The sequence below is a fragment of the Bradyrhizobium sp. WYCCWR15520 genome (assembly GCF_056174665.1).
The window spans coordinates 54,656-68,605 of record NZ_JBWBWM010000040.1 but is presented as its reverse complement, the minus strand read 5'-3'; the positions used below and the strand labels follow the sequence as shown (position 1 = coordinate 68,605).

The window sequence follows — 13,950 nt, the reverse complement described above, 5'->3', positions numbered from 1 at the left end:
CGCACCTGCCGCGCCGGGCGGCATGGCCGCGCCGACGGCGCCTACCGCTGTGCCGGGCGCGCCCAACGCCACGCCGCCCGCCGGCCAGGTGCGCAATGCGCCGCCAACCGTCGCGCCGGCCTTCCAGCGTGCGCCTCAGGTCACGGCTCCATTGCCGCCGCCGCCTCCGCCTGCGGAGGGCATGAGGGCAGTCGCCCCGGGTGCTGCGCCTGTTGGCCCGCAGCGACTGGACGACTTCCGCGGCCAGCGTCGCGAGACGCAGCAGGGCGGCCGCACCATCATCACCGAGCCCGGCCGGATCATCATTCGCGATCCCGGCGGTCAGCAATATGTCCGTCACAGCGAGGTGGACCGCTTCCGCTACGGTGCGCGTGACATCCAGACCCAGACCGTCGGTGGCGAGACCCGCACCGTCGTGATCAGGCCTGATGGTACGCAGGTGATCACGGTGGTCGGCCGCGACGGCCAGTTGCTGCGCCGCATCCGCCGCGACGAGCGGGGCCGCGAGGTCATCATTATCGACAACAGCTACCGCGATCCGCGCGGGGGCGGCGGATTCTATGTCGCCCTGGCGCCGCCGGTGGTGCGCATTCCCTATAACCGGTACATCGTCGACGCCGAAGAGGCATCGCCGGAGGTGCTCTACGAGACCATGATGGCGCCGCCGGTGGAACGGATCGAACGGCGTTATTCGCTGGACGAAATCCGCTACAGCCCCACGGTGCGGCAGCGGATGCCGAGCATCGACGTCAACACCATCAACTTCGCAACCGGATCGTGGGAAATCCCGCCCGATCAGACGGCGAAGCTGCAGGCGATCGCCGACGGCCTCAACCGCGCGATCCAGGAAAATCCGCGCGCGGTGTTCCTGATCGAGGGCCACACCGACGCGGTCGGCAACGACGTCGACAATCTATCGCTGTCGGATCGCCGCGCCGAATCCGCCGCCACCCTGCTGACGCAGCAGTTCAACGTGCCGGCGGAAAACCTGACCTCGCAAGGCTATGGCGAGCAGTACCTGAAGGAGCAGATCGACGGGCCGAGCCCGATCAACCGGCGCGTGACCATCCGCAACATCACGCCGCTGCTCAATGGCGGGCAGGCCTCGCTGCCGCCGCCCCCGCCCGGCACCGCGCCGCCGCGCCGATAGGAAAGGTCATCGCAAATGAAAATAGCCGGGGCAATCCCGGCTATTTTTATTAGATCGTTTTCAAGCGAAGTGGGCACCGGTTCGCGTCAAGAAAACGCGTCATAACAAGTTTTCTCATGCGCTGAGCGCCCGCGGTGTCACACAGGCCTCGCAAATGGCCGATGCGTGCCGGTGGTCGGTGCCGCAACAACCGCCGAGAATCCGCATCTTCGGAAACGCGCTCCGAAGCGCCATGTAACGCCGCCCGAGATCGGCCGGGTCACCCGCATCGAGCGTTTCGGATTCGTCGAGTTCGGCATGGCTCTTGGTCGAGGCGTTGGCCCTGACGCCATGGATACGTTCCGTCCAGGCTTCGCCCGCCTGCAACGCATCCTCGAAATGCGTCGGGTGCGCACAGTTGATCAGGAAGTATTCGGGCGCGCCATCGGTCTCACGATCCACCGTCTCGATCGCCTCGCGCAACGTCTCGCCCTTCACCAGACGGCCATTGGTCTCCACGGTGAACGAGATCGCCGCCGGTATCTCCAGCGCTTTCGCGGCGCGCGCGATGCCGATCGCTTCATTGATGCTGGTGAGCGTATAGGCGGTCACCATGTCGGCGCCACCCTCGACAAAGGCCGCGATCTGCGCCCGATGATAGTCCTCGGCTTCCGCCGCATCCATGTTGCCCGCCTTGTAGCCATCGCCGCGCGGACCGATGGCGCCGCTGATGATGCAGGACGCGCCCGGCCGTTCCCAGCCGGCGCGCAATTCCTCCAGGAATGCGATCGAACGGACATTGATCGCCTTGAGCGCGGACGCATCGTACCCGAGCTTGGTGCCCCAGTCCGGATTGGCGCGCCATGTCGGACTGTCGAGCACGAAGCCCGTGCCATGGTCGCGCGCAACCGCGAGATAAGCCGCGTAATACTGCTTGAGCTGCTCCCGCCCTTCGGCGCTGTCGAGCAGCACAAAGGCGGCAAAGTGCGGCAGCTCCACGCCTTGGTGGAAGATCAGCGTCGTTTCCATGCCGCCATCGGTCAGGAAAATGCCGCCGCGGCGCTGCGGCAGGGCGTGTCGGTATTTGGCCATTTCAACATCTCCGCGCATTGAAGGACCTCGATACGTCTCTCCCGCATCTGACAGGTCCGGCGATGTTGGTGCCTCATAGTGTCGCGGCCTCCTAGGCGGCTTGCGGTGCGGATGAACCGGAAGCTGCAAAGTGGTACGAAATCAGATGGTTGCAGATTGAGCGGCAGCGCTGTCGCACCGACCGCCGTGGAGAAACCGTACCATGAGTACAGTTCCGGAGCCCCGGATGAGCAAGGGCGAAGCGACGCGCGAGCGAATTCTCGAAATCGCGGAGGCGGCGGTTCTCGCCAAGGGATTTGGCGCCACCTCGATCGAGGAAGTGATCGCGGAAGCCGGCCTGACCAAGAGCGGCTTCTTCTATCACTTCAAGGACAAGAACGCGCTCGCGCGCGAAATGCTCCGCCGCTATGTCGCAACCAATGACCAGCTCTTCGACGACATCTTCGGGCGCGGCCGCGAGCTTTCCGACGACCCGCTGCAGGCGTTCCTGATTTCGCTGAAGCTGCTCGCGGAAACGATGGCCGATCTGCCGAGCGGCCATCCGGGCTGTCTGATCGCCAGCATCTGCTATCAGGAGCGGCTGTTCGATCGCGAGATACGCGACCTCACCGCGCAATCCGTGCGCGACTGGAACGCGCGCTTTCGCGCCATTCTCGACGGCATCGCGTCGGTCTACCCTCCGCGGGAGCCTGTCGACCTCGATGATGTCGCCGACATGCTGTCCTGCATCGTCGACGGCGCCATCATCATGTCCAAGACGCTGAACGATCCGAGCCGCCTCGAACGCCAGATCCTGATCTTTCGAAGCTGCATCAAGCTGATGTTTGCTCCGCCGTCGACTCCATGAGGCTCGCAAGCCCGCGCGAAGCTACTGGCCCGCCGTTGCAAGGCCGAGCGCCTCCGCCATCACGCGAAAGACTTCGGTATTGTCCATCGAGCCCCGCACCCGTTCGCTGCCGGGCCCGGTCGCGGTCAGGATGACGTCTTCGCCGGAATGCACGCTTGCGCCAACCAGCGCCGGCAGGTTGCCCGGCCGCAGCACCGCTCCGGGAACATCCTTGTATTTTTCATTGGCCTTGAAGGTTGCTGGATCGTCGCCCTTCACGGTCGGCTCGTTCGGACCGTCGAGCTTGGGACGGAAGGTCTCGTAGTGATCGGGAAGGCTGGCTGAGAAGATGGCAAGCCGCCGGCTGACGTCGACGCGCGAGGGATAGCCTTCCGCATCGGGCGGCGGATAGTTGGGGAAGCCGGCCTTGTCGTAGACGCCGACGCGTTCGCGGAACGGCATGTTTGGTGTCGAAGTCATGTCGTCATTGATAGTGCCGACAAGGCTGTTGGGATGGTTGTGGTCAGCCACAACCAGGATCAGGGCGTCGTCGCTGCGCTTGCTCGCCCAATCGCGGGTGAGGCGCACGGCGTTATCGAGCATGATGGTGTCATAGACCGCGCGCTCCATGTCGAGCAGATGCGCGTATTTGTCGATCATTCCGGACTCCACCATCAGGAAGAAGCCGGCCTCGTTCCTCGACAGCACGTTCAAGGCAGCTTGAACCTGTTCGGTCAGGTCGGGCTGCTCGGGGAATTTCTTGACGCCGCCACCCTTGAGGAACTTGCGGTCAAGCGCGCCGTCCATATTCCCGGCGGCGAACAGGCCGAGCAACTGGCGCGTCTCGGGCTTTGCCGCGAGCGCGTTCAGCTCGCCCGCGGTGGTCGCGTAGGGATACCCAGCCTCTTTGAAGCGGGCGATGTAATCGACATCATCCTTGCGCTTTCCGGACGCAGCCTTTGGCAGGAAATTGGCGCTGCCGCCACCGAGCAACACGTCGGGCCTGGCCGCGAAATATTGCTCGACGATCTGATCGTACTCGGCGCGGCGACGGGTATGCGCCACCATCGCCGCGGGGGTTGCATCCTGGATCTCGGTGTTGCTGACGATGCCGACGGCCATGTTGAGCCGGCGCTTGACGAGGCTTGCAATGGTTTCGACCTTGGGATCGTCGAACGGGTCCTTGGTCCGATCCGCATAGACGCCCATCGCGTTGACGGCGCTCTTGTGACCGGTGGCATAGGCGCTGGCCGAGTTAGCGGAATCGGTGATGATCGAATCGGAACCGGCCGTCGCCACCAGCGCCATATGCGGCATGTCGTCGATCGCGAGCTTGCCGAGGCTCTTTCCTTCAGCGATGCCCTTGGAAAGCAACCGCGCCGCAATGCGATGCGAGGGCGACATTCCGTCGCCGATGAACAGAATCACGTTCTTCGCCTTGCGCGGCCCGGTATCGTAGACCGTCCACACGACGCTGCGGCTGCGGGTACCGTCGCTGACCTCGACCGTCACGCTGCCGGGCTTGGACAATGCGACATCGCGCAGGATCAACGACGACTGGTCCTTGCCGTCTTCGCGCTCGACAAAGGTTCCGCCCTGGCCGAACACGGCCGGATAGTCCGTCCCATTGACCGTCACTTTCAGTTTCGCCGGGTCGACGCGATCGGGAAACTCGACCTTGAGATCGAAACGGGCGCCGGCGAGGATTTCGGCGCGGTCGATCGGATAGATCGTTTGAGCCGATGCCGGCGATGCCGACAACAGCGCGGCAATGGCGGCTGCGGCGATTGGCTTGATCATGATTGACGCCCCGCGATCGTTGGTGGTGCCGCGGACGGCCGAATTCAACGCCGTACGCGCTGCGCGGCGAGCCTAGCCGCGCAAAATGACATCTCGGTAACACAGGGAGCCGAGACTCCCGCGCGGCTCACCCCTTGTCGCTCTCGAGCTTGAAGATCTCGGTGCCTTCCGCAGGCGACAGCAAACCGGTGTCGCCATAGACCTTCAGCTTGGCCCTGGTATCGGCGATGTCGAGGTTGCGCATGGTGAGCTGGCCGATACGGTCGGCCGGCGTGAACGCGGCATCCTCGACCTTCTCCATGCTCAGCCGCTCCGGCTGGTAGGTCAGATTCGGGCTCTCGGTGTTCAGGATCGAGTAGTCGTTGCCGCGGCGCAGTTCGAGCGTCACCTCGCCGGTGACGGCGCGCGCCACCCAGCGCTGGGCGGTTTCGCGCAGCATCAGGGCCTGCGAATCGAACCACCGGCCCTGGTAGAGCAAGCGGCCGAGCCGCATGCCGCTGATCCGGTATTGCTCGATCGTGTCTTCGTTATGGATGCCGGTGACCAGGCGCTCGTAGGCGATATGCAGCAGCGCCATGCCGGGCGCTTCGTAGATGCCGCGGCTCTTCGCCTCGATGATCCGGTTCTCGATCTGGTCGCTCATGCCAAGGCCATGCCGGCCGCCGATGGCGTTGGCTTCGAGGAACAGGGCGACCGGGTCGGTGAATGTCTGGCCGTTCAGCGCAACGGGCTGGCCTTCCTCAAAACGCACCTTGACCTGTTCGGCCTTGACCGCGCAGTCGTCGCGCCAGAACGGCACGCCCATGATCGGATTGACGATCTTGATGCCGCTGTCGAGGTTCTCGAGGTCCTTGGCCTCATGGGTGGCGCCGAGCAGATTGCTGTCGGTCGAGTACGCCTTTTCGGCGCTCATCTTGTAGGCGAATCCATTGGCGGTCATGAAATCAGACATTTCCGCGCGGCCGCCCAATTCGTCGATGAACTGCTGGTCGAGCCAGGGCTTGTAGATCCGCAAATTCGGATTGGTCAGCAGGCCGTAGCGATAAAACCGCTCGATGTCGTTGCCCTTGAAGGTGGAGCCGTCACCCCAGATGTTAACGCCGTCCTCCTTCATGGCCGAGACCAGCATCGTGCCGGTGACGGCGCGGCCGAGCGGCGTGGTGTTGAAATAGGTGATGCCGCCGGTCGAGACGTGGAAGGCGCCGGCCTGGATGGCCGCAATCCCTTCATGGACCAGTTGCGTGCGGCAATCGACGAGGCGAGCCTTCTCGCCGCCGAACTCCAGCGCTTTGCGCGGAATCTCGTCATAGTCGGCCTCGTCGGGCTGGCCGAGATTCGCAGTATAGGCAAAGACGCGCGCGCCTTTTTGCTTCATCCAGAGCAGCGCCGCGCTGGTATCGAGACCGCCGGAGAAAGCGATGCCGACTTTTTCTCCCTTGGGCAGGCTTTTCAGGATCGTAGTCATGGAGCTTCCAATCGGTCGAAATGGCGGATGTCGTTATAGCGTTTTCAAGCGAAGTGGATACCGGTTCGCGTGAAGAAAACGCGTCAGAACAAGAATCTAGAGCTTCGGTTCTGATCCAATCAGAACCGCTAAGCTCTAGCGGCTTTGAGGGGCGAATATCAAATTTCGCGCTGACGGGCACGCCTTTAATGGAGCCTTGCGGCCGGAGCCGGACTACCCCGCCTCGCGCCCGCGCCAGCGCTGCCACAGGCGATAGCCGGGCCAGCCCCAGCGCGCCAGCGCCGCCTCGATCTGCGCATCCGTCAGCCGGGTCGATGGCCAGCGGTAAATAAAGGCATAGGCCAGCCAGATCACGAAAAAGCTGACGAGGCCCGCGGCGGCGACATCAGTAAAGAAATGCCCGCCGAACGCCATCCGCAGCAGGGAGGTCGCGACCCCGAACAGGGTCGCCGCCACATACGCCAACGGCCGCCACTGCGGCGGAGTCAGCGCTGCCGGCGCGTAGGCCCAGAAGGCGGTGGCGCCCTCGCCGGAGAAGAACGAGCAGTTTTTCCCGCACTCGCCGCGCGGATCCCACCATGGCACGAATTTCCAGGGCCCGTTGAACTCGGTCACCACCACCGGCCGCGGCCTTCCCCAATAACTCTTGAAGGTGAGGTTGGTCAGCACGACCGCGGACAGCAGGATCGTGGACAGCAGGAACACCGCCGCGCGTCCCGGAACCAGCATCGGTCGATCCGGTCGCATTATCTTGGCAACGATGGCAATCAGCGCCGGCAACGCCAGCGCCCAGGCGATCCACATCGCGCCGTCGCGCGCGAACGCGGCGAGCCCGTTCTGCTTCAGCGGAAACGAGGCGCTCCCGGCATCGTAAAACAACGCCGCCAACTGCAGATCGAGTTCGGGAAAGATTCCAAACAGCAGTCCGATGACGAGCGACAAGCCCAGCGCGATAACAAGTCCGGTACGGTTCATGGCGCGGGGTTTAGCCGAGGCGATTGGGGATGAAAAGGCACAAGCGCGCTTCCCGCCTGTGGGAGAGGGGGAGAAACATCAGGAGAATGGCCGTGACTGCGACGGCAGCGGCGGCGGCGGCCGCAAGGTAGGCGGCGGTTCGCGCCAGGCGCCGGCGGATCGCCCCGCGATCATCCAGTAAACCAGGCCGGCAACGATACCCGCCCCGGTCATGATTTCGAGATGGCGGTGCACGATGCCGTCGAAGCGCAGCGATTCCGGATCGAATGGCGTAAGGCCAAGATAGCAGGCCGCACCGACGATGGCGCCGCCGACGGCGTAAGCGAGCACGCTGCGGATATAGAAAGCCTCGGTAATCAGGACGATGACCAACGCCGGCAGCAGCGCAAAGCCGGACAGAAAAATGAAGCCGAAGCCGAGCACGACGTTGATCGCACCCTGGTCGATCGGTACACCGCCGAGATCGCTGAATTCCGGATACAACACCGCGCCGACCACGATCATACCGGCCACGAAGCAGGCGGCGAGGAAGCCGAACAGGATGACGAAGAGGCGGCCGATCAGCGCCATGGCTACACCGGCGTCAACTGAACTGTCGCTGCTCGGGCCCTCCACTCGCCCGAACGACGGCCGGCGATCCACCAGAAGACGAATCCCGCCGCGAGGCCTGCCATCGTTACGACCGCCAGTTCGCTTATGCTCGGCGCATTGCAGATCGAACGTGCGCTAATCAACTTGTCGACACGGGTGCATGCGACGTCCAGCGAAGCCGATCCCAGGCCCGCCATCATCATGTAGAACCATCGACTTCGAATTCTTAGACTTTCTGTAAAGATCAAGACGATCAATGCAGGAACAAGGCTGAACACAAAGAACGTGACCGTCGCAAACAAAGTTAAGAGGAGGTAGCCAACGATTGGGCCGCCCCAATAGTCCCACCTTGAGTAGTAGTACAAATTTTCGACGTCAGTCAGAACCATACCGGCAAGTAAAATATTTGCTGCAACAAAGTTGCCTGCAATGAGCGCGGCAAGAATTACGAGCATCCTTCTGAACGCTGTCATGCGACGCATCAATCCGTCATCGCCATGGCGCGCAGCGCCTGGCGCTCGCGCGCGGACAGTTTTTCGGTCTCCGACTTCAACTGGCCGCAGGCGGCGAGGATGTCGCGGCCGCGCGGGGTGCGCACCGGCGAGGAATAGCCGGCGTTGAAGATGTATTCGGAGAACTTTTCGATCTGCTCCCAGTCCGAGCACTCGTAACGCGTGCCCGGCCATGGATTGAACGGGATCAGATTGATCTTGGCCGGGATGCCCTTGAGCAGCTTGACGAGCAGCTTGGCGTCGTCGAGGGAATCGTTGACGCCCTTGAGCATCACATATTCGAAGGTGATGCGCCGCGCGTTCGACGAGCCCGGATAGTCGCGGCAGGCCTGCAGCAGTTCGGCAATCGGATATTTGCGGTTCAGCGGCACCAGCTCGTTGCGCAGTTCGTCGCGCACGGCATGCAGCGAGATCGCCAGCATGACGCCGATCTCCTCGCCGGTCCGGATGATGTTCGGCACCACGCCCGAGGTCGACAGCGTGATGCGGCGGCGGGAAATGCCGATGCCTTCATTGTCCGCCGTGATCAGGAGCGCATCGCGCACCGCGTCGAAATTGTAGAGCGGCTCGCCCATGCCCATCATGACGATGTTGGTGACAAGGCGGCTGCCGGTCGGCGTCTCGCGATCGGCCCAGTCATTGAGACGATCGCGCGCCACCATGATCTGGCCGACGATTTCGCCCGCGGTGAGATTGCGCACCAGCCGCTGTGTGCCGGTGTGGCAGAACGAGCAGTTCAACGTGCAGCCGACCTGCGAGGAGACGCAGAGCGTGCCGCGATCGGTTTCGGGAATGTAGACGCACTCGACTTCATGCGCTTTCTGCAACGCATCGCCGCTCGGCAGGCGCAACAGCCATTTGCGGGTGCCATCATTGGAAATCTGCTCGGCCACGACTTCGGGACGATCGACGGTAAAATGCTGCTCGAGTTGCGCGCGCATATCCTTGGAGACGCTGGTCATCTCGGCAAAGGATTTGGCGCCGCGAAAATACATCCAGTGCCAGAGCTGCTGGGTGCGCATCTTGCGCTGGGCGGGGGCAACACCGATCGCGCCGAGCCGGTCGGCGATCTCGGCACGTGACAGGCCGATCAGCGAGGGTTTCGCTGGCGGCACATAGGTTTCGAGCGGAACCTTCTCCAGCGGCGCCACGGAAGATGAAAGCGACATTTATTCACACGAGACGGTTGAAGTGAATGAGGCGGGCAAAGCGACCTGTCCGCCGTAGCTCACCGAGCGAAGGCGGAAGCGTGCCCACCACAAATATCAATGGTGGGCACGGCGCTGCACGCCTTTGCCCACCCTACGCACCCAAATAGGCCTTCCAGAGCCCGCAAACAACGCAAATTTAGGCAAAAAAAGCGGTCTAGCGCTTGCAATCCTGCGCCAGCCGGTCGAGCGCCTGGGATAGCCCCTTCAGCGAGAAGGTGTCGGTAGTCTCGGTGCCCTTGGCCGAAACGCCCTTGACGGTGACTTCGGCGGATTTGCGCATGGCGCTGACCATCTGCTCTTCCTCCGCGGCGTTCTTGATCCAGAGCCCGTCGCCCTGGGTGTACATCGCGTAGGCAGCGCCGCCGACCTCGAGTGAAGATTCCGAACCCGGCTTCAGCGCATAGCCCATCATGATCGAAACTTCGTTGACGACCTTTTCGGCGGGCCGCGTCGAGACGAAGGCGTAGGCGGGATCGCGCGGACGATTCGGCGGATTGGTTTTGGACGACGACGGTTTCGCCAGCGCGAAGCAAACCTTCCTGCCGTTCGGAGTCGCCGTGTAGGCGCCCCAAGTGCCGTACTGGCCGATCAGGGTCGGCTCCGCGCCGCCTGCGGCAGCGGCTGCGGCCGGTTCCTGCTTTGCAGGTTGTTTGGCCGCCGGTGCTGGCGCGGGCTTCGCCGCATCCTTAGCCGAATCCTTGGCGCCCTTCGAAGCAGTGCCCTGTGCCTGTGCGAGGGATGTCGCCCCGCCCAACACCGCAATCGCAACCAGAAATGTCAGTATTCGCAACACGGACAACTGGTTCCCTTATCATTGTGACTGGATGATGGCCCGAGGGCGCGTCGCGCCGCCGGGGATGGATAGCCGGGAAATGCTTTTTTGGGAAGGCGGTTACATTGTTGTCACCGCTGTGGCGACCCTTCGTCTCAGGTCGCCTTCAGCGAATCAGAGCACGGGCTTCGGTTTCAGCGCTTGACTTAACCCTTGGGGCGACGCTCGCGCTGTTTTTGCCACTGCGCATCGGTCCATTGCAGCAGATCCTCGGCGCCGGAACTGCGCAAATGCGAGCCGCCGTCCTGCACTACCATCTCACCATTGATGTAGCCGGCCTGATCCGAAATCCAAAAACTCGCCAGGTTTGCAAGTTCGCCATGCTCGCCGGCGCGGCCGAGCGGATTGCGTTGCGCCCAGTTTTCATCGCGGCCCTCGGGACGAAGCTGACCCGAGGCGCCCGGCGTCGGAAACGCGCCGGGCGCGATCGCAACCGTGCGCACACCCTTCGGTCCCCACTCCACCGCAAGGCTCCTGGTCATCGCGAGCACGGCAGATTTCGCCATCGCCGACGGCACCGTGAAGGCGCGGCCGGTGATGGTGGAGGTCGAGAGAATGCTCAGCACCACGCCTTGGCGTTTGCCGTCGATCCAGCGCTTGCCCGCGGCGAGCGTGCAGTACATCGCGCCGTGCAGCGTCGGCGCAAGGATCGCGTCCGCCGCGCGGAACGACAAATGTTCGGTCTGGGCAATGAAGGTCGCGGCAGCATTGTTGACCAGAACGTCGAGCGGCGCCGCGCGCCAGATCTGGTCCATCATCGCATCGACCGCGGCGCCGTCGCGGATATCGCATTGTGCAACCGTAACCCTGCCGCCGAGCTCATCGCGCATCTGCGTTGCCGTCGCCTCCAGCAATTCGAGCCGGCGGCCGCAAATGATTAGTTCCGCGCCGAGCTCGACGAAGCGGCGCCCCATCGCAGCCCCGAGGCCCGAGCCGCCGCCGGTGACCAATATCCGCTTCCCCGCCAGCAAGCCCTTTTCAAACATCGTTTGAATCCTCTTCATCCGCCCCGAGCCATGCATCCGAATCGGATTGTAGCCCGGCGTCAAATCCGGCAAGAAGCTGCAAGCCTTCCGGTCCGACAATCAGGTGCGTCCATGAAAGCCATTCTCTGCTCGCAATATTGCCAACCCGACGATCTCGTGCTGGCCGACGTGCCGGACCCGGTGGCCGAGCCGGGACAAGCCGTGATCGCGATCAAGGCGGCTGCGCTGAATTTCTTCGACATCCTGATGATCCAGGGCAAGTACCAGATCAAGCCGCCGTTCCCGTTTTCGCCGGCCGCCGAAGTTGCCGGGGTGATCGAAAGCGTCGGCGCCGGCGTCACCGATCTGAAGGTCGGCGACCGCGTGGTGGCCTCGTGCGGCCATAACGGCGCACGCGAAAAGATTGCACTTCCGGCAAGCTCGATCGTGAAGATTCCCGACAATCTGGATTTCGATCGCGCCGCCGGGATCATCATCATCTACGGCACCGCGCTGCATGCGCTGGAAGATCGCGCCAGCCCGAAGCCCGGTGAGACGCTGGCCGTGCTGGGCGCTGCCGGCGGCACCGGGCTTGCGGCTTGCGAACTCGGCAAGCTGATGGGCTTGAAGGTGATCGCCTGCGCGTCGTCGGACGAGAAGCTCGAATTTGCCAAGGCGCATGGCGCCGAGCTGACCCTGAACTACAGCAAGGAAGACCTGAAAGAGGGCTTGCGCCGGCTCACCGGGGGCAAGGGCGCCGACATCATCTTCGATCCGGTCGGCGGCACTTACGCCGAGGCCGCGTTGCGCTCGATCGCCTGGGAGGGCCGCTTCCTGGTGATCGGCTTTGCCGCGGGCGACATTCCGAAGATGCCGCTCAACCTCGCGCTACTCAAAGGTTGCGATATCAGAGGCGTGTTCTGGGGCGCGTGGACCAGGGTCAATCCGGAAAAGAACCGCGCCAACCTGGAAAAGCTGGTGAAGTGGACCGCGGAAGGCAAGATCTCCTCGCATGTCGACCGCACCTTCCCGCTGGCGCAGACCGCCGAAGCGCTCAAGGTGCTGGCCGGCCGCAAGGCGATGGGCAAGGTAATCCTGCATCCGTGAGAGGGAACCGGACCTCTATTGAATTGCCGCCAGCTGGAAAAAGTGAAAACGGCCCGCGACTTGCTCGGGCCGTTTGTTCCACGCTTTTATATCACTGATATAATTCGTCGGTAACAATGCGTGTTTCTGAACCGCGTTATGCCGCTTGTCCGCCTTAATCATACCAAAAAATTTCCTAATTCCCCCCGGTGATTGTCGTTTTTTGAACCCAATCCGTGTGCGAGTTTAGCCGCCGGATGATGGGGCTCCTGTACGTCAACAAGAGCAAGAAGCAAGTGCAGGGGACGCCCGTTAGTTGCGTTCGGTAGTGGGGAGCATCACCATGGCGGAGAATACCAGGCCTGTTCAGGCGAGAGATCCGTTCGACAGGTTTGACGAAGCCATCAGCGATCCCAGGCTGTATGAGGCCGATCAACCTCGATACGAACAGCTCCGCTACGAACCCCGATACGACGAGCCTCAATACGAGCAGTCGCAATACGACCAGCCGCAATATGCGCAGCCTTTTGCGCCGGCGTTTGATCGGACAGATGTACTGCCGGAAGATCTGCCGCCACACGAGGCAGTGCCGCTTTTCCTCTCCAACTACGAGGAGGAGTCGCATCAGCAGCTTTCCGAATATTCGTTCGGCAGCGGAAGGTTCGGCAGCGGCGGGCTGAAGAAGGCCCGCGCCGGGCGCATCGTGACCGGCGTCGCAGTGGTGTCGGCGATCGCGGCGGTTCTGGCGCTGTTCTCCATCGACTCGACGCGTGCCGTTATCTTCAACGCCTCGCTCGGTGGCGGCGGTGGTGGCAGTGCGCCGCCGCCCGCCCAGCTCGCCGCAGCGGTACCGGAGCCGGCACCGCAGCCGCAGCGTGTTGCCGCGCCGCCGCTGGCCGCAGAACCAGCCGGCGCGGAGATGGCAGCCGCTCGCCGCACGCCTGCCAACGCAATGGCATCGGCCTCGCCGACGCGCGACGAAATTGCCGCCGCCTATCAGAGCGCGCTCAAGGGCAAGGTCGCGGTGCCCGAGCCGGTGGCGCGCGAAGCCTCCCGCGAAGTGGTTGCTGCGATCAATCCGGTGACGCCGGCTGTTGCTGCGGTCGCGCCGGCGGTTCGTGAGCCGGCCCCCGTCACGCAGGCGGCGCCTCCGGCACGACGCATCGATCCAGACGAACTCGCGGCGCTACTGAAGCGGGCGAAGGGCCTGCTTTCGATCGGCGATATTACTTCCGCCCGACTATTGCTTGAGCGCGCGGCGGACGCGCAGGAGCCCGAGGCGGCATTGATGCTGGCCGGAACGTATGATCCGCAAGTGCTGGGCAGCCAGGATTTGCGGAGCGTCACGCCCGATCCGGCAGCGGCCCGGCTCTGGTACCAGAAGGCCGCCCAGCTCGGGTCGGCAGATGCGAAGCGGCGGCTCGGCCAGTTGCAGTAGGCAATTACTCAAGAAAATTACTCACGAC

General features: G+C 63.3%; 13 protein-coding genes. 4 read left to right on the top strand and 9 right to left on the bottom strand.

The genetic code is table 11. The features are described 5' to 3' along the window. The coding region (locus AC0QUY_RS34100; RefSeq protein ID WP_475390375.1) for an OmpA family protein at positions 1-1,150 on the top strand (1,150 nt) is incomplete at its 5' end. Between the two features lie 114 nt (positions 1,151-1,264). Here the strand turns inward: AC0QUY_RS34100 and AC0QUY_RS34095 are convergent. Further along, a complete protein-coding gene (locus AC0QUY_RS34095; protein ID WP_475390374.1) occupies positions 1,265-2,221 on the bottom strand; it encodes a homocysteine S-methyltransferase family protein in 957 nt (318 codons plus the stop codon). A 226-nt stretch (positions 2,222-2,447) separates the two neighbouring features. Here AC0QUY_RS34095 and AC0QUY_RS34090 point away from each other — a divergent pair, with 226 nt between their 5' ends. Then, complete coding sequence (locus AC0QUY_RS34090; protein ID WP_475390380.1) at positions 2,448-3,068, top strand: TetR/AcrR family transcriptional regulator; 621 nt, start codon at positions 2,448-2,450, stop codon at positions 3,066-3,068. 21 nt (positions 3,069-3,089) lie between these two features. Here the strand turns inward: AC0QUY_RS34090 and AC0QUY_RS34085 are convergent, their stop codons facing one another. The 8 genes from AC0QUY_RS34085 to AC0QUY_RS34050 form a co-directional block, all read right to left on the bottom strand. Beyond that, positions 3,090-4,847: an alkaline phosphatase gene (locus AC0QUY_RS34085; RefSeq protein ID WP_475390373.1), complete on the bottom strand. Its 1,758-nt coding sequence runs from the start codon at positions 4,845-4,847 to the stop codon at positions 3,090-3,092. Positions 4,848-4,974: 127 nt separating this feature from the next. Continuing rightward, complete coding sequence (gene argG / locus AC0QUY_RS34080) at positions 4,975-6,312, bottom strand: argininosuccinate synthase (RefSeq protein WP_475390372.1); 1,338 nt, start codon at positions 6,310-6,312, stop codon at positions 4,975-4,977. A gap of 213 nt (positions 6,313-6,525) precedes the next feature. Beyond that, on the bottom strand, positions 6,526-7,287 hold the full coding sequence (locus AC0QUY_RS34075; RefSeq protein ID WP_475390371.1) for a phosphatase PAP2 family protein: 762 nt from the start codon (positions 7,285-7,287) through the stop codon (positions 6,526-6,528). Between the two features lie 78 nt (positions 7,288-7,365). Beyond that, the gene (locus AC0QUY_RS34070) at positions 7,366-7,857 is read right to left on the bottom strand and encodes a hypothetical protein (RefSeq protein ID WP_475390370.1); all 492 of its coding nucleotides are present in this window, start codon (positions 7,855-7,857) and stop codon (positions 7,366-7,368) included. Positions 7,858-7,859: 2 nt separating this feature from the next. Continuing rightward, positions 7,860-8,351, bottom strand: coding sequence for a hypothetical protein (locus AC0QUY_RS34065; protein ID WP_475390369.1), 492 nt, complete (start codon positions 8,349-8,351; stop codon positions 7,860-7,862). Positions 8,352-8,359: 8 nt separating this feature from the next. Beyond that, on the bottom strand, positions 8,360-9,559 hold the full coding sequence (rlmN, locus tag AC0QUY_RS34060; RefSeq protein ID WP_161850884.1) for a dual-specificity RNA methyltransferase RlmN: 1,200 nt from the start codon (positions 9,557-9,559) through the stop codon (positions 8,360-8,362). 196 nt (positions 9,560-9,755) lie between these two features. Continuing rightward, positions 9,756-10,400: an invasion associated locus B family protein gene (locus AC0QUY_RS34055; protein ID WP_161850885.1), complete on the bottom strand. Its 645-nt coding sequence runs from the start codon at positions 10,398-10,400 to the stop codon at positions 9,756-9,758. Between the two features lie 179 nt (positions 10,401-10,579). Further along, complete coding sequence (locus AC0QUY_RS34050) at positions 10,580-11,419, bottom strand: SDR family oxidoreductase (RefSeq protein ID WP_475390368.1); 840 nt, start codon at positions 11,417-11,419, stop codon at positions 10,580-10,582. 111 nt (positions 11,420-11,530) lie between these two features. Between AC0QUY_RS34050 and AC0QUY_RS34045 the strand changes: the two genes are divergently transcribed. Both AC0QUY_RS34045 and AC0QUY_RS34040 read left to right on the top strand, forming a co-directional pair. Beyond that, positions 11,531-12,505: an NADPH:quinone oxidoreductase family protein gene (locus AC0QUY_RS34045; RefSeq protein WP_247833726.1), complete on the top strand. Its 975-nt coding sequence runs from the start codon at positions 11,531-11,533 to the stop codon at positions 12,503-12,505. A gap of 322 nt (positions 12,506-12,827) precedes the next feature. Next, on the top strand, positions 12,828-13,922 hold the full coding sequence (locus AC0QUY_RS34040) for an SEL1-like repeat protein (protein WP_475390367.1): 1,095 nt from the start codon (positions 12,828-12,830) through the stop codon (positions 13,920-13,922). Positions 13,923-13,950 lie beyond the last annotated feature (28 nt).

Coding starts and splice junctions, on each gene's coding strand:
- AC0QUY_RS34045 (WP_247833726.1), top strand. CDS start 11,531: ATGAAAGCCATTCTCTGCTCGCAATATTGCCAACCCGACGATCTCGTG.
- AC0QUY_RS34050 (WP_475390368.1), bottom strand. CDS start 11,419: ATGTTTGAAAAGGGCTTGCTGGCGGGGAAGCGGATATTGGTCACCGGC.
- AC0QUY_RS34040 (WP_475390367.1), top strand. CDS start 12,828: ATGGCGGAGAATACCAGGCCTGTTCAGGCGAGAGATCCGTTCGACAGG.
- AC0QUY_RS34075 (WP_475390371.1), bottom strand. CDS start 7,287: ATGAACCGTACCGGACTTGTTATCGCGCTGGGCTTGTCGCTCGTCATC.
- rlmN (WP_161850884.1), bottom strand. CDS start 9,559: ATGTCGCTTTCATCTTCCGTGGCGCCGCTGGAGAAGGTTCCGCTCGAA.
- AC0QUY_RS34095 (WP_475390374.1), bottom strand. CDS start 2,221: ATGGCCAAATACCGACACGCCCTGCCGCAGCGCCGCGGCGGCATTTTC.
- AC0QUY_RS34070 (WP_475390370.1), bottom strand. CDS start 7,857: ATGGCGCTGATCGGCCGCCTCTTCGTCATCCTGTTCGGCTTCCTCGCC.
- AC0QUY_RS34090 (WP_475390380.1), top strand. CDS start 2,448: ATGAGCAAGGGCGAAGCGACGCGCGAGCGAATTCTCGAAATCGCGGAG.
- AC0QUY_RS34065 (WP_475390369.1), bottom strand. CDS start 8,351: ATGACAGCGTTCAGAAGGATGCTCGTAATTCTTGCCGCGCTCATTGCA.
- argG (WP_475390372.1), bottom strand. CDS start 6,312: ATGACTACGATCCTGAAAAGCCTGCCCAAGGGAGAAAAAGTCGGCATC.
- AC0QUY_RS34085 (WP_475390373.1), bottom strand. CDS start 4,847: ATGATCAAGCCAATCGCCGCAGCCGCCATTGCCGCGCTGTTGTCGGCA.